The following is a 24,440-nucleotide window of genomic DNA, read 5'->3' on the forward strand; positions in this document are numbered from 1 at the left end:
CAGTATCGTCCACGAAGCCGATAGGCGAGCTGTGCCGACGGAAAGCGTCGGCCGGCTCGCCTTCGTCATTTGTGCGGCTGCGCTTCGCTTGCCGCAAGCGGGGGCTCCGCCACCCGCACCCCCTTGCGCCTTCGCTTCGCTCGGCTTCTTGGGTTGGGATGCGCGATCGGGTGACCGGCTTGGGTTGGGGTGAGCGATCGGGTGACTGGCTTGGGTTGGGATCGGTGGTTGGCTGACCGGCTGGATGGCCGGTCAGCTCGACGGCTGGGTTGGGTCTGTTAGTCGTGGGATGTGTGGGTTGCTACTGCGGCTAGTAGTACGGCTGCGCCTATGAGGGTGATGGGCGTTAGGTGCTCTTGGAAGAGGAGTGCGCCTAGGGCTGTGGCGACTACCGGCTCTAGTAGGGCTATGAGGGCTGCTGTTGAGGCCTTGAGGGTTGTTAGGGCCTTGTAGAAGAGCGTGTAGGCGAGGGCTGTGGGGACCAGGCCGAAGTAGGCGATCAGGAGCCAGGCGGTGGGGGTAGTGGGTAGGGCGGCGAACGGAAGTAGGAATGCGGCTCCTATTGCGAAGCCTAGGTACGCGGTTGTGAGGGGGTCGGGGGTGTTGCGGCTGAGGACTGTGGTTGCTGAGTAGCCGGCTGCTGAGAGGAGGGCGGCGGCTATGCCGGTGAGGTTCGCGGTGCCGGTGGTGGTGGTTAGGAGAGCCAGGCCGGCGATTGCGGCGAAGACTGCTGGGGTTAGGCGTTCTCGGGTGGCGAGGGTGATGAGGATGGGCGCTGCGCCTAGGGCTACGACTGTGGCTAGGCCTACGCCTACTCGGGGGATGGCGGCGAAGTAGCCGAGTTGGCAGAGAGCGAGGCCCGCACCGCTTAGTACGTGGCGGAGTGGGGTTGCGGTGAAGTGGGGGCGGGCGGGGCCTCTGCGGGTGAGGCGGCGGGCCAGTGCTAACCAGAGCGCGGCTGCAGCCAAGCGCCAGAAGGAGGTGGCGGTGGGTGTGAGGCCGGTGTGCCCGAGGAGGGCGCCGGTTGGGCCGCCGGTGCCCCAGGCCACGGCGGCTACGGACATGAGGATCAGGGCGCGTCTGGTTGAGAGACGGGAGTGCATCAGGTGCTCCGGGGTGTTCGCAACGAATGATCGAGGCGTCTGCGAACAGGCCGAAGAAGCTCAGGTCGGAGTGACCTGAGCGGGAGGACGCCGTCCGCTAAGCGGCGGCCGGCGGAGTGATGATGCGATGCACGAGGTGGACCCTAGTCAGCCGTGGGCCCCTGAGCGACTGGTTTACATGCGGAGGTGGGAGCCGCCGTTGAAGTCCAGGACGGTGCCGGTGGCGAACTCGGCCTCCGGTGAGGCTAGGTAGAGGATTGCGGCGGCCACCTCGGCGGGGTCGGCCACTCGTTCCAGGGGGCTCTCGAGGCGGCGGCGGTCGTAGCCTTCGCCGGAGAGGTTGACGGCGGCCATGTCGGTGACCGTCCAGCCGGGGGCGATGGCGGTGACGGCAATGCCTTCAGGGCCAAGCGCCCGTGCGAGCGACTGGGTGAACGAGACGATGGCGGCCTTCGAGGCGCCGTACGCGGGCTGGTTCGGCTCGCCGCGGAAGGCGCCGCGGGACGAGACGTTGACGACGCGTCCGCCGCGGCCCATGTGCCGGACCGCGCACCAGGTGACGTTGGACGGCCCGACGAGATTCACCGCGAGCGTCTCGGTCCATGCCTGCTGCCACTCGGCGTACGTCGTCTCGCGGATCCGGTGCGGCACGTAGAGGCCGGCGTTGTTCACGAGTACGTCGATACTGCCCAGGGCTCGCGCAGCGTCCTCGACCATCGACTCGATCGCCGCCGGATCTGCCAGATCGGCCTGCACCGCCACATGCCCAGTGCCAGGCAGCTCCTTCAGCACCTGGGCAGCCGCCTCCGACGAGGCGCCGTAATGCACCGCGACCCGGTCCCCCGCGGCGGCGAACGCACGCGCCGTCGCCGCTCCGATCCCCCGCGATGCCCCAGTCACCAGCACTGATCGGTTCATGCAGACGATCTTTTCACTGCTGAGCCGGCAGCTGGCGGAAGGGCCGTCAGGGGCGAGGCTTGTGGTCGCGACGGTACGACTTGCTGGCGCGGATCCACTCCTTCTTCATCTCATTCCGGAGCCGGACGTCCGCACGGCGTGCCATGTACGCCGCCTCGCGCTGCAGCTTCACCCAGCTGTCGTAGCGCCGGTACGGCAACGATCCGTCGTCCAGCGCCGCCCGTACTGCGCAGTCGGGCTCCATCACATGCGAGCAGTCCTTGAACTTGCACTGCTCCGCCAGCGCCGTGATGTCCGGGAACGCCGCCGCCAGCCCCTCGCCCGACTCCTGCAGACCGATCCCCCGCAGCCCAGGCGTGTCGATGACGACCCCACCGGTCGGCAGCACGATCAGCTCGCGGCGCACCGACGTATGGCGCCCCTTGCCGTCCTCACGGATGTCCTGCACGTCCAGCAGCTCCACACCGGCCAGTGCGTTCACCAGTGACGACTTGCCCGCACCACTGGACCCCAGCAGCGCCAGCGTGGCGTTCCCGTCCAGCAACTCCCGTACGTCGTCCAGACCCGCACCAGTTGTCGCACTGCACACCAGTACGTCGGCACCGGGCGCGGCCAGCGCCACGTCCTCGGCCACCGAGTCGGCGTCACCGACCAGGTCGGATTTCGTGAGTACGACGACCGGCCGCGCGCCGCTCTCCCACGCCAGCGCCATGAAGCGCTCGATCCGCACGATGTTCGGCTCGGGGACCAGTCCGCCGACGATGGCGATCACATCGACGTTCGACGCGAGCATCTGCCCGCGTGACGACCCGCCGGCCTCCGCCCGGACGATCGCCGTACGGCGAGGCAGCACCGACTCGATGGTGATGCGGTCGTCCGGCCAGTACCGCAGTACGACCCAGTCCCCTGTACATGGGCCGGCCTGTGGGTCGGAGGCGATGGCGGTGAGGAGTGCGCCCGACCAGCTGGCGCGGACCGGTCCGTCCTCGGTGAAAACAGTCGCCAGGCCCTTGTCGACCCGGGCGACGCGTCCCGGGACCAGCTCGTCCGGGACGGACTGCAGGAACTCAGCCGTGGAACCGTCGAGTCCCAGGGCCTGGAGTGTGGCTGACATGCGGCGAACCTTTCAGAGGGTCCGGCCGCGAGCTCAGCTCAGCGGACGGACGGTGTCGGAGGCAGCAGGCCGTTCGGCCTGGTAGTAGCTCATGGCAGCTGCCTCCCTCCGGTCCGGTCGGTCCCGAGCCAGGGACCGTCTGATGTGGTCAGACTAGGTCGTCGGTGTCACCCTGCGCACCGGATTTTCCGACCGACGCAGGCTTGCGCTCCGCAGGCTCAGCAGGCTCAACGGCCGCAGCGGGCTCAGCAGACTCGGCAGGCGGCTTCTCGGCTGCAGGTGCGGCGGGAGCAGCTTTCTTGAGCGGCCGCTCCGCGAGCTCCTCCACCTTGCGCGCCACCTCGGCCTCCGGACGCTCGTTGGACTCCACCGGCGTCAACGAGCCCTCGTGCTCGTGGTGGTGCTCCGACTCGGCCTTCATCACCGGCTCGACCTCTTCTTCTTCGGCCGCAGCCTCCGCCGACTTCACCTCGGCGACATGCTGCTTGTGTGGCCACAGCCGGTCCACGACAGCGTTCAGCGCGGCGCCTATCAGCACTGCGATAGCTGTCATGTAAAGCCACATCAGTACGGCGATGGGGGCGGCCAGGGGACCGTAGATCGACGTTCCGCCGACTGTGCTCTGCAGGATCCACCGCAGTACGAAGCTGCCCAGGATCCAGATCGACAGGGCCAGGAACGACCCGGGCAGGTCGGAGACCCACGGCGTCCGGATCGGCACGGACAGGTGGTACAGGGTGTTCAAGAAGCCCGCGGACAGGATGGTGACGACCGGCCAGTACAGCTGGTTCAGGAAGTCGAGGTTGTGCGGGAGCAGCGCGTCGACCGCGTCCGGTCCGGCCAGCACCAGCGGCAGGACGATCACACCGATGATGAGGGCCGCGCAGTACAGGCTGAAGGACAGCGCGCGGGTCCGGACGATGCCGCGCTTGCCGCCCATCCCGTACATGATCGTGATGGTGTCGACGAACACGTTCAGCGCACGGCTGCCGGACCACAGCGCCAGGACGAAACCGATCGAGATGACGTCCGGCCGGCCGCCGTTCAGCACCTGGTCCAGGGTCGGCTCGATCACGTTCCTGATGGAGTCATCGGTCAAGGCCCGCGCGGCCAGATCGACGATCTGCTGCTTGACGTCGTTGATGGTCTCGACCTCGAACCACTTGCTCGCGATGTAACCGAGCGACCCGGCGAGTCCGAAGATCAGCGGCGGCAGCGAGAGGATGGCGTAGAACGCACCCTCGGCCGCCAGCCCGGTGACGCGGTAGCGCAGACACACCCCGATGGTCTGCGTGAGCAGACTCCAGGTCGTCGCGGGGATCCGGCGAACCCATGCCAATGAGAGGGAGCTCCCACCAGTGGGTCCTGCCCCGATGCGTGCCATACCGCTTACCGTACTGACATGGCGGACCCATTCGCGGTAACGAATCAGGCTCCCCCACTGCGGGGCGTGAACTTCTTCACCCGGGATGCGGCGCTCGGTGACGCTCTGCGTCCGTACGCCGACCTCGCCGACGACCCGGGGCTAGTTCGGATCGGCGAGCTGGCGGGGTCCGAGGAGGCGCGCGCGCATGCCCTCCCGGCGAACCAGAACCCGCCGGTCCTGCGCACGCACGACCGCTACGGCAACCGGATCGACGAGGTCGAGTTCCACCCGTCGTGGCACTGGCTGATGCAGCAGGCGGTCGGTTTCGGGCTGCAGGCCGCGCCGTGGACGAGCGACCGACCGTCGCCGCATCTGACCAGGGCGGCGGGGTTCTACCTGTGGTCCCAGGTCGAGCCCGGGCACGGTTGCCCGATCTCGATGACGTACGCCGCGGTGCCGGCGCTGCGCGCGGACGAGCGGCTCGCGAAGGAGTGGGTGCCCGGGCTCGCGTCGACGGAGTACGACGTACGGCGGTTGCCCGTCGGCGCGAAGAGCGGCGTGCTCGCCGGGATGGGGATGACCGAGAAGCAGGGCGGCTCCGACGTACGGGCGAACCTGACCACCGCGACGCCGGTCGGCGACGGCGAATACCAGCTGAACGGGCACAAGTGGTTCTGCTCGGCGCCGCAGGTGGATGTGTTCCTGGTACTGGCGCAGGCGGCGGACGGGTTGAGCTGCTTCGTCGTACCGCGGGTGCTTGCCGACGGCAACCGGAACCCGTTCGCGCTGCAGCGGCTGAAGGACAAGCTCGGCAACCGGTCGAACGCGTCGTCGGAGGTCGAGTTCCACGGCACGATCGGGTACCGGCTGGGCGACGAGGGCGCCGGCGTCCGCACGATCATCGAGATGGTCGCCGCCACCCGGCTGGACTGCGTGCTCGGCTCGGCCGCCCTCCAACGCCGGGCGCTGGTCGAAGCCATCTGGCACACCCGGCACCGCTCAGCCTTCGGTGGGCAGCTGGCAGACAAACCGGCGATGCAGAATGTGCTGGCCGACCTGGCGATCGAGAGCGAAGCGGCCACAGCCCTCGCGATGCGCCTCGCGGCCGCGGTCGACTCCACCGACCCCAAGCAGGCGGCGTTCCGGCGGATTGCGCTGCCGTTGGCGAAGTTCTGGGTTTGTAAGCGGACGCCGTTCATGGTCGCGGAGGCGTTGGAGTGTCTTGGCGGGAACGGGTACGTCGAGGAGTCCGGGCTGCCGTTGCTCTACCGGGAGTCGCCGTTGAACTCGATCTGGGAAGGGTCGGGGAACGTCAACGCGCTCGACGTACTGCGGGCGCTGCGGCGGCCGGAGTCGCTCGACGCCTGGCTGACGGAGATGGCCGCTGTTCAAGGCGCGGACGGACGGCTCGACGCCGCCGTGAACGACGTACTGCAAGCGCTTGCTGACGCCGAGAACGCCGAAGCCGGCGCACGAAGGCTGGCCGCGCTGATGGCCCAATGCCTGCAGGCATCGTTGCTGATCCGGCAGTCGACGCCCGAGGTGGCGGACGCGTTCGTGGCCTCGCGGTTGGCGAAGGACTGGGGTGGCGTCTTCGGGACGCTGCCGCGGACGACACCGTTCGATCGGATCGTCGAACGCACGATAGGCTGACGCCGTCGCGACTGGCGCGCTGAGGTGGAGAACCACCGGGGAGCGAAAACCGTCGGCACCGTGCGCCTGGGTGCCCTCGACCCACTGCAACCGCAGGAGAGACAACGATGACTCAACCCTTCGACGCCGCCGCCGCGTCGGCCGCGTACAACAACGCGCTGCAGGTGATCGCCGCGGTCGAACCGACCATCGCCGGCGCGATCAGGTCCGAGCTGGCCGACCAGCGGTCCTCGCTCAAGCTGATCGCGAGCGAGAACTACGCCTCCCCCGCCACCTTGCTGACGATGGGCAACTGGCTCTCGGACAAGTACGCCGAGGGCACTATCGGGCACCGCTTCTACGCCGGCTGCCAGAACATCGACACCGTCGAGCAGACCGCGGCCGACCACGCCACGGCCCTGTTCGGCGCTCCGCACGCCTACGTCCAGCCGCACTCCGGCATCGACGCGAACCTGGTCGCCTTCTGGGCGATCCTGGCCCAGCGGATCGAGTCCCCGGCGCTGGCCGAGGCGGGCGCCAAGCACGTCAACGACCTGTCCGAGGACGACTGGACCAAGCTCCGCAAGGCGCTCGGCGACCAGAAGATGCTCGGCATGTCGCTGGACGCCGGCGGTCACCTGACGCACGGTTTCCGGCCGAACATCTCCGGCAAGATGTTCAACCAGCACTCGTACGGGACCGACCCGGAGACCGGGCTGCTCGACTACGACGAGGTCGCCCGCAAGGCCCGTGAGTTCAAGCCGCTGATCCTGATCGCCGGCTACTCGGCGTACCCGCGCAAGGTGAACTTCGCCACGATGCGCGAGATCGCCGACGAGGTCGGCGCGACGCTGATGGTCGACATGGCGCACTTCGCCGGCCTGGTCGCGGGCAAGGTCTTCACCGGCGACTTCGACCCGGTCCCGCACGCGCACGTCACCACCACCACGACGCACAAGTCGCTGCGTGGTCCACGTGGCGGCATGGTGCTCTGCCAGCCGGAGTACGCCGAGTCCGTCGACCGCGGCTGCCCGATGGTGCTGGGCGGTCCGCTCAGCCAGACGATGGCCGCCAAGGCGGTCGCGCTGGCCGAGGCGCGTCAGCCGTCGTTCCAGGAGTACGCGCAGGCGGTCGCGGACAACGCGGTCGTGCTGGCCGAGGGCCTGATGAAGCGCGGCGTGAAGCTCGTGACGGACGGCACCGAGAACCACCTCGTCCTGCTCGACGTGTCGTCGTACGGCATCACCGGCCGGCAGGCCGAGTCGGCGCTGCTCGACGCGGGCATCGTCACCAACCGGAACGCCGTACCCCGCGACCCGAACGGCGCCTGGTACACCTCCGGCGTCCGGATCGGTACGCCGGCGCTCACCACGCGCGGGTTCGGCGCCGACGAGTTCGACCGGGTCGCCGAGCTGATCGTGGACGTGCTGTCCGCGACCACCCCGACGACCACGTCCGCGGGCGCCCCGTCGAAGGCGAAGTACGTGCTGGCCGACGGTGTCGCGGACAAGACCCGCGCGGCCTCGGCCGAGATCCTCGACAAGCACCCGCTGTACCCGGGCCTCGAGCTCAGCTGATCACCGGCTGCCCGCTTCCAGCATCCTGGGAGCGGGCAGCCTTCTTTTAGGCATCAGGACGGCCGCGAGGATCGCCCCCGCCGCCGCGATGCCGGCCGAGACCCACATCGTGGTGTTCAGGCTCGTCATGAACGCGTCCCGGACGGTGTTCAACAGGTCCGGCGCGCCCGCCTTGCCCGCGACTGCCAGTCCACCGCCCAGGCTCTTCTCGACCGCGCCCGCAAGCTGCGTGGGCAGGCCGGTCGTGTCGACGTTGTGCCGGTAGACCGAGTTGAGCACGGTCCCGAGTACGGCGACACCCACCGTCCCGCCGACCTGACGGAACGCCTGCAGCAGACCGGATCCGGTCCCGGCCCGCTCCGGATCGAGTACGCCGAGCGCCGCGTTCATTGCCTGCGGCATCGAGCAGCCCAGCCCGAACCCGACCACCACGAACCAGGTCGCCGTGTACCCGTACCCGGTGCCGAGCTCGGTGAAGGCGCCGAGCGCGAACCCGACCGCCATCACCACGAACCCAGTCATCACCACCAGCCGGGTCCCGATCCGGGCCTCCACCGGCTCGGCCAGCTTCGCGCCGAGCGTCATCCCGCCGATGAACGGCAGCAACTTGAGCCCGGTGTGCAACGCATCCGATCCGTTGATGCCTTGGAAGTACTGCGGCATCGTGAACAGCAGCCCGAAGATGGCGAACACCGACACCGTCAGCAGTACGGCGCCGCCGGTGAAGACCCGCTCGCTGAACAGCCGCAGCTCGATCAACGGCTCGGAGTTGCGCCGCTGCCAGACCAGGAACCCGGCGATCAGTACGACGGCCAGCCCGAGGAACACGATCGTGACACCGTCGGTCCAGGACGCCTCCCCCGCCTTCGTCACGCCGTATACGAGGGCGGAGAGACCCGCGCTGGACAGCACGATGCCGAGCCAGTCGATCGCCGGCCGGTTCGAACTGCGCGTCTCCGGGACGAGCAAGGTGACCGCGAGCGCGGCGACGAACGCGATCGGGACGTTCATCAGGAAGATCCACTGCCAGCCGGCGTGGTCGAGGAGCAGGCCGCCGACGATCGGGCCGAGCGGCATGCCGATGCTGTTGGCAACGACGAAGAACCCGATCGCCTTCTTCCGCTCCTCGTCGGTGCGGAACAGCACGGTGATCAGCGACAGCGCGACCGGCACGATCATCGCCGCACCGATCCCGAGGAACGCGCGGGCGGTGATCAGCGCGCCGGCCGAGTCCGACAGCGCACACGCCAGCGACGCGAGGCCGAACAGCGTGAGCGCGATCGCGATGATCCTGCGCCGCCCGTACCGGTCGCCGAGGAGGCCCGCCGGGAGCAGCAGGGCGGCGAGGACGAGGTTGTAGCTGTTCGCCATCCACTGCAACTGGCTGGTCGAGGCGTCCAGGTCCTTCGCGAGCGTCGGCAGCGCGACGTTGAGCACGGTCGTGTCCAGGCCGAGCACGAGGACGGCGAGACAAAGTGCGATGAGTACACCGAAGCGGCGGGCGCCGGTGAGCGTCGGCCCTGCGATGCCGGTGGTAGTGGTCATGGATTCAAATTATCAGAACTTTGTGATACTTGCGATAGATCAAATTACTGTAAGCTTCAACTGTGGCGGAGGAACCGAGTCGGGAAGCGGTGAGCCAGTTCGTCGAGCGGTTCGCCGGCGTGCTGGCGAACAGCGGCGTACCGACGATGTCGGCGCGGGTGATGGGCGCGATGCTGGTCAGCCCGACCGGCACGATGACGGCCGCGGAGCTGGCCGAGTCGCTGAAGATCAGTCAGCCGGCGGTGTCGGGCGCCGTTCGCCAGTTGCTGCAGGTGTCGTTCATCTCCCGCGAGCGGCTGCCGGGTTCACGCAAGGACCACTACCGGATCCGCGAGGACGTCTTCGCGGCGATCCTCGAGCGCCGCAACCTCGCGTTGAGCGAGTGGGAGTCGACCAGCCGCTCCGGCGCCGCCCTCTTCGGCCCCGACTCCCCCGTCGCCCGCCGGCTGACCGAGGCCGCGGACTTCTTCGCCTTCATCCACACCGACATGGAACAAATGATCAAGAACTGGCGCACGAACCACCCGGGATAAGCCGACGCCTCGTCAGCACACGCCCCGAGCGTCGACCGGTAAGCACCCCCAAGGCCGACTTTGAGCACCCGCCAACCGTGAAACGCGGTCGGCGATGGTTGGCCGGTGCTCAAGGACGGGGACCGGGGTGCGTCACGCAGGTAGGACGTCGAGTTTGCGGAGGGCTACTTCGGCGGCTGCCAGGTCCTGCACTCCGAGGCCCGAAAGGGTCGCGACGGTGACGTCGTCGGCGCTGGTACGTGCGGGTGTTGTCCCGGCCAGGACGTGCCCGAGTTCCCCGGCGAGGTCGTCGAGGGCGTACTGGCCGGTGCGGATGGCACGATGCACGTCGCCGGTGTCGCGGGCGGTGTCGCGGGCGTCGACGTAGACGCGGGAGCGACGCAAGACGGTGGCGTCGAGTTCGCATTTGGTGGCGTCGTCGGCGCCGATGGCGGTGATGTGTTGCCCGGGGTGCAGCCAGTCGCCGTGGATGAGCGGTTCGCGTGCCTGGGTGGTGGTGAGGATGACATCAGCGCGGCCGACGGCGGGCTCGAGGTCGTGGACCACTTCGATGTCGACGTCGGGCAGCGCCGGGGCGAGCCGGGCCTCCAAAGCGGCGGCTTTGTCGCGATCACGCGCCCAGATCAGCAGCCTCCGGTAGGGCCGTTCGCGATGCAGCGCCAGTGGCTGCCAGTAGGCCTGGACGCCTGAGCCGACGACCAGGACCGTGTCCACCTGGTCGGGCGCCAGGGACCTGGCGACGACGGCGCCGGCCGCGGCGGTACGGATGTCGGAGAGGTAGTGCTCGTCCTCGAGCAGGGCCAGGGTATGCCCGGTGCGGCTGTCGAACACCGCGATGAAGCCGCCTTGGGGGCGTTGCTCGGCGATGTTGACGGCGAACCACGGCGATATCTTGATGATGTAGATCGGGTATCCCCGCAGAGTGCCGCTCTTCACGTAGACATCGCCGGCCTCGGGTTGCTCGGCGGGGAACATGACGATGAGCCCACTGTCGGCGTGGCCGGCGCTGGAGGCCTGGAACGCTTGTGCGACCGGCTCGATCAGGTCGGGGAACTGCACGGCGGCGCGTAACTGCGCCGCGGTCACCACGGTGGCGGCATTCATTGATTGTCTACCTTCCGCAAATTCGGTGTGTGGCTGGTCGTTGCGGGTGTGTCGCGTCGAACTGGCGCGGTGCCACCGAGAACGCGCGACCGCAGCACTCCCGCTGGTCACGCTGGCACGTGCAGGCGTCCCGAGCCGACGAAGGCGACCTGGCCGCCGACCAGCACCGCCTCGACGTCGTCCGCGGCACCCTGCGCTCGTACCGTCAGGATGCTGGGACGTCCGGTGAAACGTCCTTGGTGCAGGTCGAACTCCTGGCCGGCGGCGCCCAGGCCATGTCGCTGCCGGTACGCGCCGATGGTGCCGGCCGCGCTGCCGGTGGCGATGTCCTCGAGGACACCGTCGTTGTTCCAGTGCCGGATCTCCAGCCGGTCCTCGTCGAACAAGACCGCGAACTCCGCACCGGCGGCGCGCACGAGCGGGGTGATGTCGTGGGCGATGTGGGCTCTGCCGAGCATGTCGGGACGCACCGGCACGATCAGATACCGCAGGCCGGTGCTCACCACTTGCACCGGCAGGCTCGGGTGGAGGTCGCCATTGTCGAGGCCGAAGGCACGCGCCACTGCGACCGTGTCGGCGACAGTACCGAGGAACTGTGGTCTCCCCTGGTCGAGCACCGCGTGCCAGCCGTGCCCGGTTCGCCGGGTGGTGAGATGGACTGTCCTGCTGGGAAGCTCGATGTGCCAGGTCCGCGGGCTGGTGTCGAGGGATGCCGCCTCGGTGGCAGCGCGGTGCAGGACCGCGGCTGCACCGAGCAACGGGTGGCCGGCGAAGGGCAGCTCGGTGGACAAGTCGAACACTCGGGCACGCCACGTCTGCTCATCCGGCGTCGGTTGCAGAAAGATGGCCTCGAAGTGCCGCAATTCCTGTGTCACCTGCAACATCTGCTGGGTGGTCAAGGTATCGGAGCCGAGGAACACCGGCAGGCTGTTGCCCTGGTACGGCGCAGTGGCGAAGACATCCACATGGGTGTAGTCCAGCATCATTACAGCCCGTCCCGCAGGTCCTCGACGAACCCGTCGATCCTGGACTCGTTACGCCGGTAGAAAGTCCACCCCTTCTTGCGGGTCGCCACCAGGAAGCCGGCATCAGTGAGGACGCTCAGGTGCCGCGACGTGGTCGACGCCGCGAGGTCGAGCTTGTCCCGCAGGAAATCGGCGCACACGCCGTCCTCGACGAAGTCACCGTCGACCTGGGCGGGAAAGTTCGCCTTCGGATCCTTCAGCCACGTCAGCACCTGCAACCGGATCGGACTGGCAAGGGCCTTCAACGCCCGTACCGTCTCCGACCGATCTTCGCTAGTTCGCATAAATGCGAAATGTAGGCGGCGGGGCCAGACCTGTCAAGCAGCATCTGCCCCGCGTGAGGTTATGTCAGCGCGTAGACCGCGATCGCCGCGAAGTCGTCGGCCGGTTCGGCGGTCTGCCAGGACCGTACGTCGTCCACGTACCGCGACTCGTGGCCCGTGTACTGCGCATACGGGTCGGACGCATCCGCCGGACAGTGCGTCATCCCGTCCAGGTAGTCGTCGAGGCCGTCGGTGAACAGGTCGGCGGAGTTCGGGCCGTTGACGACCGCGCCGGTGAGTTGACGACCGGTGATGTTGGCTATCTGGTGGTGCGGGCATCGCTCGAAGGTCTGTCCTACGCCGATCACGAACGAGACGCCCCAGGCGTTCGCTCCGAAGGCCCAGTCCAGTTGGTGCTGACCGAAGGCGTTGTAGCTGCGATCGCCTGTGGCGCGCGCATACAGCCGTGCCGTCGCGGCGAGCCCGAAGGTGTGCGGTACGGCGTCGAACTCGGCGTACTGCGCCCCGGCGCGGAACGGATCCGCCGCCGAGCGCGCTGCCCCGATCTCCAACTGCGCCCGCAGATCGCCGGCCAACTCGCGAACCAACGGCCGATCCGTGCGCGCCGCCCGGATCAGATCCGCATGCGCCAGCGCGCTTACGTCGTACAGGTTCAGCGTGTCCCCGCCGGCCTCGTGCGCGAGGTACTGCGAAGCCCAGTACCCGGCCTGCTTCAACCAGGCCCCGGCCCGCGGATCGCCCAGCCGCTTGGCAGCCAACGCCAGCTCGGTCGCCCCCAGCTCAAGGTCGTCGCGCCACGCGGTCTCGGGATAGAACGCGAACGGCAACGACGTCACCAGCTGGCCGACGTTCGTCGTCTTGGCCTGCGCGAAGATCTGTGCGGCCGTCTCGAGGTGCCGGCGCGCATCCGCACGGTTCGGCTCGACCTGTGCGGCGAGTGCGAACGCCGCGGCCGTGCGCCCGGCGAGGTTGGGGCTGATCGGCTTGCCCGGCGCCGCGGCGCGGAACACCGGCCGGTTCCGCAGGAACCGCTCCGACGGATCCGTCAGGTGGTCGTCGACGCCCGGCAGCCGCCAGATGTCGTGGTCGCCGACGTACGTCTCGGTGTCGTTGCCCGCCCCGACACCGACCTGGATGTAGAGCGTCCGCGTCTTCTGGTCCCACATCTTGTCCAGCCAGTCCAGCCCGTGCCGCGCCTCGGCGAGCACGGCCCGGTCCGGCTTCTCCCGGACCGATGCCCAGAGCAACGATTCCGAGTACGCCGCGATGTGGGTGAACTTCAGGTAGTCGCCGGCGTCGTACCAACCGCCGGTCACGTCGACCGGACCGCCGATGCGTTGCAGCTCCCCGACCGTCTGGTCGCTGTCCGGATCCACGAACTCGGGGATCTTGTAGACGAGCGCCTTCGCGTCGTTGCGGTGGGCATTGTCCCGCTGGGCCGTGAAGAAACCCACGGCCTTGTCCTTGGCGCTCGTCAGCAACCGGTCCGACGACGCGCGCACGTCGAACCCGGCGGACGCGACGCCCGGCACCTCGACCCGGTAGTGACCCGGCACCTTCAGCGCGGACAGATCCAGCTGATAGACGTGCGGGTACGCCGCGTTCCACTCCCCCACATCCTTGCCGACCGGGCCGCTCAGCACGCGGCGCCCGTACCGGTCCACGACCTGGAAACGAGTCGCGACCGAGCGACTCAGCACGTACGCCGCCTTGCTGCCGAACGCGCTGTACCCGAGCTGATTGACCCGCACCGCTCCATCCGGTGCGGCCGCTGCCGTAGTCACCGGTCCCACCACCAAACCAGCTGCCACCACCAGGGCTCCGAACCGACACCAGGACCTCACGACGGTCTCCCTCCGACCAATCGTTAGGAAAGTTTCCTATTGCTGATCGGGACGGTAGCGCACGCGGACGCCGGAGTACAGGTTTCAGGTGCGCAACCGCGACGCCGACCACACCATCAGCGCGGCGAAGGCCGCGCCGAGCAACGCGCAGGCCGCGGGGACACTGGTCAGCGAGATCAATGCGCCGAAGCCGGTCATCGCGAGCGGCATCAGGCCCTCGTCGGAGAGGCTGACGATGCTCGAGGTCCGGCCGAGGAAGGCGGGATCGATCGTCTGCTGGAACGCACCGGACAGCAGGGCGGACGCAAGGCCCGCGGTGGCGCCGATCAGGCCCATCGCGACGAAGACGGCCAACCGCGGGACCGAGCCGATCATCACGCAGCCGGCCGCCTGGATGATCAGTAGCAGCAGACCGGCCCGCGCCGGATTCCGTGGCTTCCAGCGCATCGCCAGCAGAGCGCCCATCGCGGCACAGATCCCCGAGCACGCCTGGAACCAGCCGAGCGCCGCCGGACCCCACCCGTCGAGATGCACCCGCTGCACCAGGCCGACCGCCAGCACCGGACCGACGCACAGATTCAGACCGAAGAACGCGATCACCAGCGTCCGCGCCACCTCGTCCCGGCGCAGGTACCCGAACCCGGCCGCCAGATCCCGCCGGATCGAGTGCCCGCTCGCCGGCGGCTGCGGGAACCGGGGCCGGACCACGAACGCGAGCACCAGCGCGATGACTCCGAACGAGATGGCATCCACAACCATCACGGTCAGCAGCCCGCCGTGCGCGACGAGCAGACCGCCCAACGGCGCGCCGACGAACACGGCCAGGCGGTTCGCCAGCTGCCGTCCGGCCGCCAGCGAGACCAGGTCGTCGGACCGCACCATGCGCCGCGGGAGCGTGCCCGCCGCCGGGTTGTAGAGCGCGTCGACCGCCCCGAAGACAATCGCGACGGTCAGCAGCAACGGGAGGGTGACCTCGCCCGCGGCAACGACGAACGCCGCGACGACGAGTACGGCGATCCGCCCGAGGTTGGCGACGATCATCGTGCGCCGGCCGTCCAGGCGATCCGCGAGCGCGCCGCCGAACAGCAGGAACAGCGCCCGCGGAAGCGCACCGATCCCCATCACCAGACCGGCCGCGGCGGGCGATGCGACCTGTGCCGCGCTCCAGGCCAGACCGACGTACCACGCGACGTCTCCGGCCTCCGAGACAGCGCCGGACAGGATCCAGGCCTGCACGCGCCGGTCCCGGCGCAACGGTGGCAGGACGGCGGTCGACTCGCTCATGGCCGGGCCGGCACGCCGTGTGCGAAGACGTAGATCGGCGTCGCGGACGGCTCGGTCGACGGATTCTCGTAGTACTCCTGGATCAGGTCGCCGATGCGATCGCTGAGCTCGGTCAGCCGCTCCGGGGTCAGCCGCAGCCAGCTGTCGGTCGCGAAGGCGGCCCGGTTCCACTCCTCGCCGTACTCCGAGCGCTGCGTGAACCACTGCCGGACCTTGTCGAGGTGATGTGTGACGTTCCTCTCCTCGGACACGGTTGCAATGAGCTCGCCGGCAGGCTCTCCGCCGGCGTCGGCGACCGACCAGCTGTACGACTGGTGGGCACTGCGCCACCAGCGCTCGCGCCGGTTCTTCGCCAGCTCGGGGGCCTCCTCGATCACCTCGGCGGCCGCCAGCACCTTCAGGTGGTGGCTGACGTTGCCGACCAGCTCGCCGGTCCGCTCGGCCAGTTGCGAGGCGGTGGCGGGGCCTTCGACGCCGAGCAGATCGATCAGCCGGCGGCGCAGTGGGTGATGGATCGCGGCGATCATCGAGGACGTCGCCGAACGCCGGTTCGCGGGTGCCATGGGCCGTACCGTAGCTTCCACAAGAAGTCTTGCACAAGAGTTCTTGTGGAACAGATCGAGCGCTCCAGTCAATCTCCAGCACGCTGGTAGACATAGTCATATCGTGAGATCGAGTCTCACGATGTAGGAATGGGAGTTGATTTGTCGGCGGTTCGCGCTGACGCTTATGGACATGCTCGCTGCCCGATCCACCCACCTCGTAGGTCGCATTCATGTCGACCTCGGGCGGATGCGCAGCGCCATCTGTTGTCCTTCGATGTTCTGACAGCGACCCATGCCCGGGCCAACGACGGCCCCTGATCCCTCCCGATCACCGCTGGGTGCGCACCGCGCGGAACGCATCGAACCGACGACGCTTCGATCCTGCCGCACCTCGGTGAGCACCTGTCACTAGGACAAGGACACGCCCCCGATGACTGCTGGCGTCACCTCTCCGGCTGCCCGCAAACCCGCCCGCCCGCGCAAGGGCAAGGGCGAAGGCCAGTGGGCCCTCGGCTACCGCGAGCCGCTCAACAAGAACGAGGAGAACAAGAAGAACGACGACGGCCTGAACGTCCGGGCCCGGATCGAGAACGTCTACGCGCACGGCGGATTCGACTCCATCGACCCCGCCGACCTGCGCGGCCGGTTCCGCTGGTGGGGGCTGTACACCCAGCGCAAGCCCGGCATCGACGGCGGCAAGACCGCGACGCTCGAGCCGGAGGAGCTGGACGACCGCTACTTCATGATGCGGGTCCGGGTCGAGGGCGGCCAGCTGACCACCGAGCAGCTCCGGGTGATCGCCGAGGTGTCGTCGAAGTACGCGCGCGACACCGCCGACATCACCGACCGGCAGAACATCCAGCTGCACTGGATCGCGATCGAGGACGTGCCGGCGATCTGGCAGCGGCTCGAGGCGGTCGGGCTCTACACCACCGAGGCGTGCGGTGACGTCCCCCGCGTGGTGATCGCCAGCCCGGTGGCCGGGATCGCGGCCGACGAGATCATCGACCCGACCCCGGCGATCAACGAGATCGTCGACAAGTACATCGGGTCGGACGAGTTCTCCAACCTGCCGCGGAAGTTCAAGACGGCGCTGACCGGTCACCCGTCGCACGACGTCGTACCGGAGGTGAACGACATCGCGTTCGTCGGTGTCGTGCACCCCGAACACGGCCCCGGCTTCGACCTGTGGGTCGGCGGCGGCCTGTCGACGAACCCGATGCTCGCGCAGCGGCTCGGCACCTGGATCCCCCGTGAAGAGGTCGCCGAGGCGTGGTGGGGCGTGACCAGCATCTTCCGCGACTACGGCTACCGCCGGCTGCGGAACCGGGCCCGGCTGAAGTTCCTGGTCGCGGACTGGGGCGTGGAGAAGTTCCGCGAGGTGCTCGAGACCAAGTACCTCAACCGGAAGCTGATCGACGGCCCGGCGCCCGAGGTCCCCGCGGTCCAGGGTGACCACGTCGGCGTGCACAAGCAGAACGACGGCAAGTACTTCGTCGGCATCGCGCCGATCGTCGGCCGCGTCTCCGGTACGTCGCTCGCGAAGGTCGCCGACGTGGTCGCGCGGCACGGCTCGAACCGGATCCGGACGACGCCGCAGCAGAAGCTGCTCGTGCTGGACGTCGAGGAGTCGCAGGTCGACTCGCTGGTCGCCGAACTCGACGCGCTCGGGTACCAGGCGAACCCGTCGGGCTGGCGGCGCAACACGATGGCGTGCACCGGGATCGAGTTCTGCAAGCTGGCGATCGTCGAGACCAAGGCCAAGGCCGCGCGGCTGATCGAGGAGCTCGAGGAGCGGATCCCCGAGCTCGACGTACCGATCACCGTGAACCTGAACGGCTGCCCGAACTCCTGCGCCCGGATCCAGACCGCGGACATCGGCCTCAAGGGCCAGCTGGTGATGGGTGCCGACGGCAACCAGGTGCCCGGCTACCAGGTGCACCTCGGCGGCGGCCTCGGCCTGGACGCCGGCTTCGGCCGGAAGCTCCGCGGTCACAAGGTCACGGCGGACGACCTGACCGACTACGTCGAGCGCGTCACCCAGAACTACCTCAAGGAGCGCAACGAGGGCGAGCGCTTCGCGCAGTGGGTCACCCGAGCCGATGAGGAGGCACTTCAGTGAGTGAGCGTGCGGCACCTCTCTACTGCCCGTACTGCGGGGACGAGGACCTCAGGCCCTCCGAGGAAGGTCATGGCGCGTGGGAGTGCCGGCCGTGTGCACGGGTGTTCCAGCTGAAGATGATCGGGTTGCGGGTGACGGTGGAATGAGTACGGATCTGAAGACGATCGCCGAGGAGGCGAACGAACGGCTCGCCGACGCGTCGGCGGTCGAGGTGCTCGCGTGGGCGCGGGAGACCTTCGGCGACGACCTGGTGGTGACCGCCTCGATGGCCGACGGCGCGCTCCCCCACCTCGCGGCGCAGGCGGCGCCCGGGGTCGACGTACTGTTCCTGGACACCGGCTACCACTTCGCCGAGACGATCGGGACGCGGGACGCGGTAGCGGCGATGCTGCCGATCCACCTGATCAACGCGCTTCCCAAGCAGACGGTCGCCGAGCAGGACGCGGAGTACGGCGAGAAGCTGCACGATCGCGACCCGAACAAGTGCTGCGCCCTCCGCAAGGTCGAGCCGCTGAACCGGTACCTGTCCGGCTACAAGGCCTGGGTCACCGGCATCCGCCGCGAGGAGGCGCCGACCCGCGCCAACACCCCCGTCGTCGAGTACGACGAGAAGCGCGACATGGTGAAGCTCAACCCGATCGCCCCGTGGACGCAGGACGACCTGGACACCTACATCCAGGACAACGGCGTACTGGTCAACCTCCTGCAGTACGACGGCTACCCGTCGATCGGCTGCGAGCCGTGCACGCAACGCGTCGCTCCGGGCGAGGACCCGCGCAGCGGCCGCTGGGCGGGCACCGGCAAGGTCGAATGCGGGCTGCACACATGACGGTACTTTTGGCCGGGCCTTCGGCGCCGGCGGGGTCACGGGGCTCGACCTCCCGGTCTTCCCTCCTCGCTCCGGTCGTTTCGCTCCCTCCGCTCCTCAGTCCAGACCGGGAGGCCCCGTGACCACGACCACTGCTTCATCCCAGACAACTGTGACCGAGCTCGATGCTCTGGAGAGCGAATCGATCTTCGTGTTCCGCGAGGTGGCGGCGGAGTTCGAGCGGCCGGTGATCCTGTTCTCCGGCGGCAAGGACTCGATCGTGATGCTGCACCTGGCCCGGAAGGCGTTCTCGCCGGCCGGCGTGCCGTTCACGTTGCTGCACGTCGACACCGGGCACAACTTCCCGGAGGTGCTGGCCTACCGCGACGCCACCGTGGAGCAGCTGGGTCTGCGGCTCGAGGTGGCCCGGGTCGAGGAATACATCGCCGACGGCCGGCTGCGTGAGCGCACCGACGGGACGCGGAACCAGCTCCAGACGATTCCGTTGCTGGACGCAATCAACAAGCACCGGTTCGACGCCGTGTTCGGCGGCGGCCGGCGAGACGAGGAACGCGCCCGGGCGAAGGAGCGGATCTTCAGCCTGCGCGACGAGTTCGGCCAGTGGGACCCGAGGAACCAACGCCCGGAGCTGTGGTCGCTGTACAACGGCAAGCACCGGCCGGGTGAGCACGTGCGGGTCTTCCCGCTGTCCAACTGGACCGAGCTGGACATCTGGCACTACATCGAGCGCGAGCAGATCCCGCTGCCGAGCATCTACTACGCGCACGAGCGGGACGTGTTCGAGCGCGACGGCATGTTGCTTGCCGTCGGCCCGTACTCGCGGCCGCGCGACGGCGAGACCGTTGCCGGGCGCACCGTTCGCTACCGCACCGTCGGTGACATGTCCTGCACCGGAGCGGTGGCGAGCGATGCGACGACGGCGGCCGAGGTCGTGATCGAGGTCGCGGCCAGCGAGATCACCGAGCGCGGCGCCACCCGCGCCGACGACCGGGCCAGCGAGGCCGCGATGGAAGACCGTAAGCGAGAGGGGTACTTCTGATGAGCACCCTGTTGCGTCTGGCAACAGCCGGATCGGTGGACGACGGCAAGTCCACGCTGGTCGGACGGCTGCTGCACGACTGCAAGGCGATCCTCGCCGACCAGATCGCACACGTGAAGACGGTCTCCGAGGCCCGCGGCGGCGACTTCGACTTCGCTCTGCTGACCGACGGCCTGCGGGCCGAGCGCGAGCAGGGCATCACGATCGACGTCGCCTACCGGTACTTCGCCACCGACAAGCGGTCGTTCATCCTGGCCGATTGCCCCGGGCACGTGCAGTACACCCGCAACACCGTGACCGGCGCCTCGACCGCGGATGTGGTGATCATCCTGGTCGACGCGCGGCACGGCGTACTCGAGCAGACCCGGCGGCATCTGGCCGTGGCCGGGCTGCTCCGGGTGCCGCACGTCGTCCTCGCGGTGAACAAGATCGACCTGGTCGGCTACGACGAGGCCGGGTTCACCAAGATCGCCAAGGATGTCAACGAGGTCGCCGACCAGCTCGGCATCGCCGACATCCAGGCCATCCCGGTCTCCGCGCTCGTCGGCGACAACGTGGTCGAGAAGTCCGCCGCGACGGACTGGTACGACGGCCCGACGCTGCTCGAGTACCTGGAGAACGCCACCGGGCGGATCGACAACTCCCAGCAGCCGCTGCGGTTCCCGGTGCAGTACGTGATCCGGCCGCAGACCGACGACCAGTACCGCGACTACCGCGGCTACACCGGGACCGTTGCCTCCGGCACCGTTTCGGTCGGCGACCAGGTGATCGTGCTCCCGGCCGGTCGCCGTACGTCGGTCGCCGGCATCGACCGCGCGGTGATCACCCCGACCTCGACCGCCGTGGTCGAGCGGCCGTCCGCGGTCGCCGGTGAGGCGGTCACGGTCCGGCTCGCCGACGATCTGGATGTGGCCCGCGGTTCGGTGATCGTGGCCGCGGAGGCTTCTCCCGGCACCCGCCGGGAGCTGGCCGCCACGGTGAGCTGGTTGTCCGACCGGCCACTGACCGTCGGGGCCCGGGTGCTGATCAAGCACACCACGACCACCGCGCAGGCGATCGTCACCAAGATCACCGGCGCGCTGGATCTCGACACGCTCGGAGTCATCGACGCCACCGAGCTCGCACTGAACGACATCGGCAAGGTGCAACTCAAGATCGCCGCACCGCTGGCCGCCGACCCGTACTCCAGCAACACCATCACCGGATCGTTCCTGCTGATCGACGCCCACGACGGGTGGACGCTCGCGGCCGGCATGATCGACGACGAAGAAGGGGAACTGCTGTGACTGCTCCAGCGCTCGTGATCCTCGCCCACGGCAGCCGCGACCCGCGCTCGGCCGCCACCGTCCACTCGCTCGTGAAGTGCCTGCGCGAGACGCGTGTCGACCTGCGGATCGAAGCCTCCTTCCTCGACCACTGCCCGCCCACGCCGTACCAGGTGATCGGCAAGCTCGCCGCCGAAGGTGTGGAGGAGGTCGTCGTCCTCCCGCTGCTGCTGTCGTCGGCGTACCACGCGAAGATCGACGTACCGGCTGTCGTCGACGAGGCGCGTTCGCGGTTCCCGGGCCTGCGGATCATCGCCTCCGACGTGCTCGGGTACGACGACACGCTGCTCGACGTACTCGACCGGCGGATGCGGGCCGAGCTCAAGGACGGGCGCGTACGCGAGCTGGACGCGCTGGTCCTGGCGTGCGCCGGATCCAGCGACTCGCACGCCAACGCGAGCGTCACCCGCCTCGCGCGGCTGTGGGGTCAGCGGCACAAGCTCCCCGTGACGGCCGCCTTCGTCTGCGCCGCGTCACCGTCGCCGGCCGAGGCCGTCCTCAAGTGGCGCCTCGAGGGCCGCCGGCACGTCGCCGTCGGATCGCTGTTCCTGGCTCCCGGCGTACTCCCTGATCGCGCCGAGTCGACCTCTCGCCGCGCCGGCGCGGTCGCGGTGTCGGCCACGCTCGGGGTGAGCGCCGAGGTGGCTCGCCTGGTCCTGCTGCGGTACGGCGTGGCGGGTCTCGATCTGCTCACTCTCGAGCCCGCCCCGCGCCCGGTCATCGCCCGCCCGGAGCTCGTTCGCACCGCTTAGAAGCGCAGTGGGTCAACGAAGGAGACGTCGGCGTACGGCGTCTCCTTCGTCGTGATCTGGGCCAGCAACTCGCCCAGACCGGCGCAGTGCTTGAACCCGTGTCCGCTGTCCCCGCCGGCGATCACCACGCGCTCGTCGTACCGTCCGGCCAGGAACTGCCCGTCGAGCGAATCCGTCACCATGCACGGCATCAGCTTGACCGGCTCCGGGTCAAGCTCGGGGAAGGCCGTCGCGATCGCCGCGGACAGTTCGCCGATGTCCTTGCGCGGGTGGATGTAGCGGTCCAGCTCGTCCGGGTCGACGTCCCGGTCGCGCTCGGCGCCGTCGAGGCCGACCTTCACCCCGAAGTCCTCGTCGGAGCCGTGTCCCCACAGTCCCCGGCCGTCGGCGAACTCCCAGATGAACGACGGGAAGTTCTCCAGCCGGAACGCGTCCGACGCCGGGTCCTTCGGCTGGAACCAGAACAACGGCGTACGCCGCGGTGACAGCGTCACCGTCGGCACGAGCTTGCTCAGCCAGGCGCCGGCGCTGATGACGACCTGGTCGGCGGTGATGCTGGTGGTCGGCGTCCGAACCGTCACCGAGTCCGGACCGACCTCGATCGCCGTCACCATCGTGTGCGGGTAGACCGTCGCCCCCAACCGCTGCGCCTCCGCCACCTGCGCCCGCACGGTCGGCTCCGCGTAACAGATCCCAGCGCCTGGATCCCAGACCGCGACGTCGTCGGCCGCCAGGTTGTACTGCGGGAACCGCTCGCGCAGCTCGCCATGCGTCAGCTCGGTCGTCGGCGCCCCCGCCTGCGCGGCCGCTTGCCGCGCGCCCGTCACCGGCCGGCTCTCCGCCGCGCCCACGTTGAGAGAACCGGTCTGCCGGACGTACGTCGTACCCGTCCGCTCCCCCAACTCGGTCCACAAGGCCAGCGACTTCCGCGCGATCGCCGTCAGCCCCGGGTGCTCCATGCACGCCACCCGGAACAACCGCGTCGTCCCGTGCGACGACCCGAACGAATGCCCGATCCCCTGCCGCTCGATCCCGACCACGTCCACGCCACGCGCCGCCAGCCGCCACAACGCCGCCGACCCGAACGCACCCAGCCCCACCACCACGACATCCGTCCGCATGGCTCAACCCTTTCACAATCCGGAGGGCCGATAGCGTGATATCTTGATATCTATGGCGAAGGACGCGACCAAGAACATCCTGCTGCGGCTCGACCCCGAGTTGGCCGAGCGGCTGCAGACGGTGGCCTCGGTGGAGGGGCGCTCGGTGTCCGACGTGGCGCGGGAGGCGATCGCGGCACTGGTCGACCAGCGGCGGCAGGACACCCGGTTCAGCCGGCTGCTCGAGGAGAACCTCACCCGGCACGAGGAGTCGCTGCGCCGGCTCCGGAGCGACGACTGATGCGCTACCTCGGTCCGTACGACGTGCTCGCGGTCGCGGCTCGGGTGCTGCGCTGCAGCTCGGCGGACGCCGTACTGCGGACCGACCTGAACGCGGTGGAGCGGGTGCTCGACAGCGTCCGGCTGACCGGCGGGCTGGCCGAGTCGGCGGGCGTGCTGCTGGCCGGGCTGGTGCGGGCGCGGCCGTTCGACGGGGCGAACCGGGTGGTGGCGGTCGCGGTGGTGCTGCAGTTCGTCACGCTGAACCGGGCCGAGCTGCAGCTGGAGCCGGTGGCGGACGTCGACGAGCTGCTCGATCGGATCGCGGCCGGCGAGGCGAGCTATCGCGAGGCGGGGGTCTTCATCCGCAGCCGGCTCGAACACCGGCCGGTGAAGCCCGAGGACCTGCAGGACGACCTGCGGCTCGAGCTGCTGCTCAGCGAGGAGACGCTGACGCTCGATGTCGAGCAGGAATGGTGGAGGGGAGTTCCGATGTACGAGAAGTTCAGCGATCCGGCCAGGCGGGTCATCGTCCTGGCGCAGGAGGAGGCCAGAGGCCTCGACCACGTGTACGTCGGGACCGAGCACCTGCTGCTCGGGGTGATCGTCGAGGGTCAGAGCATCGCGGCCCGGGTGCTGGCCGCGCTGGGGATCACGGCTCCGGCCGTCCGGGACCTGGTGGTGGAGATCGTCGGGCGCGGCAAGGGCGGCGCGGCCGGCGGGTCGATCCCGTTCACGCCGCGGGCCAAGAGCACCTTCGAGTACGCGTGGAGCGAGTCACGGGCCCGTGCCGCGGAGCAGGTCCGCCCGGAGCACCTGCTGCTCGGCGTACTGCACGATGCCGACGGTGTCGGCGGCCAGATCATCACCAAACTCGCCGAGGACATCGACCAGGTACGCCGCAAGCTCGAGGAGCGGATGAACTGGCGGGAGCGCTCCGAGGCCCTCGTCGCCGGCATGCTCACCGAGGACGCCGGCCCCTCGTGGCCGACGTACGGGCGGCGGCACCACCTGATCCACGAGCTCAACGCCGTCCTCGACGAGAACGAACGCCTGCACGAGCAGGTCGCCAATCTCCGCGACCTGCTCCGCCGGCACAACATCGACCCGGACAGCTGAC

General features: G+C 68.9%; 23 protein-coding genes and 1 riboswitch. Of the genes, 11 read left to right on the top strand and 12 right to left on the bottom strand.

Features of this window, described 5'->3' with window-relative positions:
- Positions 1 to 278: 278 nt before the first annotated feature.
- From ACIA58_RS10410 to ACIA58_RS10425, 4 genes are all read right to left on the bottom strand, one after another.
- Positions 279 to 1,103, bottom strand: coding sequence for a DMT family transporter (locus ACIA58_RS10410; RefSeq protein WP_396403342.1), 825 nt, complete (start codon positions 1,101 to 1,103; stop codon positions 279 to 281).
- Positions 1,104 to 1,277: 174 nt separating this feature from the next.
- Positions 1,278 to 2,021 (bottom strand): SDR family NAD(P)-dependent oxidoreductase, encoded by a 744-nt coding sequence (locus ACIA58_RS10415; RefSeq protein ID WP_396403343.1) that lies wholly within the window; start codon positions 2,019 to 2,021, stop codon positions 1,278 to 1,280.
- A gap of 46 nt (positions 2,022 to 2,067) precedes the next feature.
- Positions 2,068 to 3,135, bottom strand: a complete 1,068-nt coding sequence (rsgA, locus tag ACIA58_RS10420) for a ribosome small subunit-dependent GTPase A (protein ID WP_396403344.1) — start codon at positions 3,133 to 3,135, stop codon at positions 2,068 to 2,070.
- A 148-nt stretch (positions 3,136 to 3,283) separates the two neighbouring features.
- Complete coding sequence (locus ACIA58_RS10425; RefSeq protein ID WP_396403345.1) at positions 3,284 to 4,519, bottom strand: YihY/virulence factor BrkB family protein; 1,236 nt, start codon at positions 4,517 to 4,519, stop codon at positions 3,284 to 3,286.
- Between the two features lie 18 nt (positions 4,520 to 4,537).
- Here ACIA58_RS10425 and ACIA58_RS10430 point away from each other — a divergent pair, with 18 nt between their 5' ends.
- Both ACIA58_RS10430 and ACIA58_RS10435 read left to right on the top strand, forming a co-directional pair.
- Entirely contained in the window at positions 4,538 to 6,154 is a 1,617-nt protein-coding gene (locus tag ACIA58_RS10430) for an acyl-CoA dehydrogenase family protein (protein ID WP_396403346.1), read from the top strand.
- A riboswitch (ZMP/ZTP riboswitch) is annotated at positions 6,152 to 6,233 on the top strand. It overlaps the preceding gene by 3 nt.
- Positions 6,234 to 6,261: 28 nt before the next feature.
- Entirely contained in the window at positions 6,262 to 7,710 is a 1,449-nt protein-coding gene (locus ACIA58_RS10435; protein ID WP_396403347.1) for a glycine hydroxymethyltransferase, read from the top strand.
- On the opposite strand, the gene ACIA58_RS10440 is transcribed toward ACIA58_RS10435, so the two are convergent.
- Entirely contained in the window at positions 7,711 to 9,255 is a 1,545-nt protein-coding gene (locus ACIA58_RS10440) for a DHA2 family efflux MFS transporter permease subunit (protein ID WP_396403348.1), read from the bottom strand.
- A 62-nt stretch (positions 9,256 to 9,317) separates the two neighbouring features.
- On the opposite strand from ACIA58_RS10440, the gene ACIA58_RS10445 reads away from it, so the two are divergent.
- Positions 9,318 to 9,788, top strand: a complete 471-nt coding sequence (locus ACIA58_RS10445) for a GbsR/MarR family transcriptional regulator (protein WP_396403349.1) — start codon at positions 9,318 to 9,320, stop codon at positions 9,786 to 9,788.
- 132 nt (positions 9,789 to 9,920) lie between these two features.
- Here ACIA58_RS10445 and ACIA58_RS10450 read toward each other — a convergent pair whose 3' ends face one another.
- The 6 genes from ACIA58_RS10450 to ACIA58_RS10475 all read right to left on the bottom strand — a co-directional run bounded on the left by ACIA58_RS10450 (position 9,921) and on the right by ACIA58_RS10475 (position 15,892).
- Entirely contained in the window at positions 9,921 to 10,892 is a 972-nt protein-coding gene (locus ACIA58_RS10450) for an ornithine cyclodeaminase family protein (RefSeq protein ID WP_396403350.1), read from the bottom strand.
- 107 nt (positions 10,893 to 10,999) lie between these two features.
- A complete protein-coding gene (locus ACIA58_RS10455; protein WP_396403351.1) occupies positions 11,000 to 11,878 on the bottom strand; it encodes a PhzF family phenazine biosynthesis protein in 879 nt (292 codons plus the stop codon).
- Positions 11,878 to 12,201: an ArsR/SmtB family transcription factor gene (locus ACIA58_RS10460; protein ID WP_396403352.1), complete on the bottom strand. Its 324-nt coding sequence runs from the start codon at positions 12,199 to 12,201 to the stop codon at positions 11,878 to 11,880. Before ACIA58_RS10460 ends, ACIA58_RS10455 begins: the two co-directional genes overlap by 1 nt.
- 59 nt (positions 12,202 to 12,260) lie before the next feature.
- Positions 12,261 to 13,985 (bottom strand): glycoside hydrolase family 9 protein, encoded by a 1,725-nt coding sequence (locus tag ACIA58_RS10465; protein WP_396403353.1) that lies wholly within the window; start codon positions 13,983 to 13,985, stop codon positions 12,261 to 12,263.
- A gap of 144 nt (positions 13,986 to 14,129) precedes the next feature.
- Positions 14,130 to 15,329 (bottom strand): MFS transporter, encoded by a 1,200-nt coding sequence (locus tag ACIA58_RS10470; protein WP_396403354.1) that lies wholly within the window; start codon positions 15,327 to 15,329, stop codon positions 14,130 to 14,132.
- Positions 15,326 to 15,892: an ArsR/SmtB family transcription factor gene (locus ACIA58_RS10475; RefSeq protein WP_396403355.1), complete on the bottom strand. Its 567-nt coding sequence runs from the start codon at positions 15,890 to 15,892 to the stop codon at positions 15,326 to 15,328. The genes ACIA58_RS10470 and ACIA58_RS10475 overlap by 4 nt, the downstream gene beginning before the upstream one ends.
- A 412-nt stretch (positions 15,893 to 16,304) precedes the next feature.
- Between ACIA58_RS10475 and ACIA58_RS10480 the strand changes: the two genes are divergently transcribed.
- From ACIA58_RS10480 to ACIA58_RS10505, 6 genes are all read left to right on the top strand, one after another.
- A complete protein-coding gene (locus ACIA58_RS10480) occupies positions 16,305 to 17,996 on the top strand; it encodes a nitrite/sulfite reductase (protein ID WP_396403356.1) in 1,692 nt (563 codons plus the stop codon).
- Entirely contained in the window at positions 17,993 to 18,142 is a 150-nt protein-coding gene (locus ACIA58_RS10485; RefSeq protein ID WP_166665480.1) for a hypothetical protein, read from the top strand. Before ACIA58_RS10480 ends, ACIA58_RS10485 begins: the two co-directional genes overlap by 4 nt.
- The gene (locus ACIA58_RS10490) at positions 18,139 to 18,825 is read left to right on the top strand and encodes a phosphoadenylyl-sulfate reductase (RefSeq protein ID WP_396403357.1); all 687 of its coding nucleotides are present in this window, start codon (positions 18,139 to 18,141) and stop codon (positions 18,823 to 18,825) included. Before ACIA58_RS10485 ends, ACIA58_RS10490 begins: the two co-directional genes overlap by 4 nt.
- A gap of 118 nt (positions 18,826 to 18,943) precedes the next feature.
- A complete protein-coding gene (gene cysD, locus ACIA58_RS10495; RefSeq protein ID WP_396403358.1) occupies positions 18,944 to 19,864 on the top strand; it encodes a sulfate adenylyltransferase subunit CysD in 921 nt (306 codons plus the stop codon).
- Positions 19,864 to 21,150 (top strand): sulfate adenylyltransferase subunit 1, encoded by a 1,287-nt coding sequence (locus ACIA58_RS10500; RefSeq protein WP_396403359.1) that lies wholly within the window; start codon positions 19,864 to 19,866, stop codon positions 21,148 to 21,150. Before cysD ends, ACIA58_RS10500 begins: the two co-directional genes overlap by 1 nt.
- Positions 21,147 to 21,941, top strand: a complete 795-nt coding sequence (locus tag ACIA58_RS10505) for a sirohydrochlorin chelatase (RefSeq protein WP_396403360.1) — start codon at positions 21,147 to 21,149, stop codon at positions 21,939 to 21,941. The genes ACIA58_RS10500 and ACIA58_RS10505 overlap by 4 nt, the downstream gene beginning before the upstream one ends.
- On the opposite strand, the gene solA is transcribed toward ACIA58_RS10505, so the two are convergent.
- Complete coding sequence (solA, locus tag ACIA58_RS10510; RefSeq protein ID WP_396403361.1) at positions 21,938 to 23,062, bottom strand: N-methyl-L-tryptophan oxidase; 1,125 nt, start codon at positions 23,060 to 23,062, stop codon at positions 21,938 to 21,940. The genes ACIA58_RS10505 and solA overlap by 4 nt on opposite strands.
- A gap of 52 nt (positions 23,063 to 23,114) precedes the next feature.
- On the opposite strand from solA, the gene ACIA58_RS10515 reads away from it, so the two are divergent.
- Positions 23,115 to 23,342, top strand: coding sequence for a ribbon-helix-helix protein, CopG family (locus ACIA58_RS10515; RefSeq protein WP_396403362.1), 228 nt, complete (start codon positions 23,115 to 23,117; stop codon positions 23,340 to 23,342).
- On the top strand, positions 23,342 to 24,439 hold the full coding sequence (locus ACIA58_RS10520; RefSeq protein WP_396403363.1) for a Clp protease N-terminal domain-containing protein: 1,098 nt from the start codon (positions 23,342 to 23,344) through the stop codon (positions 24,437 to 24,439). The genes ACIA58_RS10515 and ACIA58_RS10520 overlap by 1 nt, the downstream gene beginning before the upstream one ends.
- Position 24,440: the final 1 nt, after the last annotated feature.

Origin of the sequence: Kribbella sp. NPDC051586, from assembly GCF_044453965.1 — a bacterium.
In the GTDB taxonomy this organism is placed as follows: Bacteria; Actinomycetota; Actinomycetes; order Propionibacteriales; family Kribbellaceae; genus Kribbella.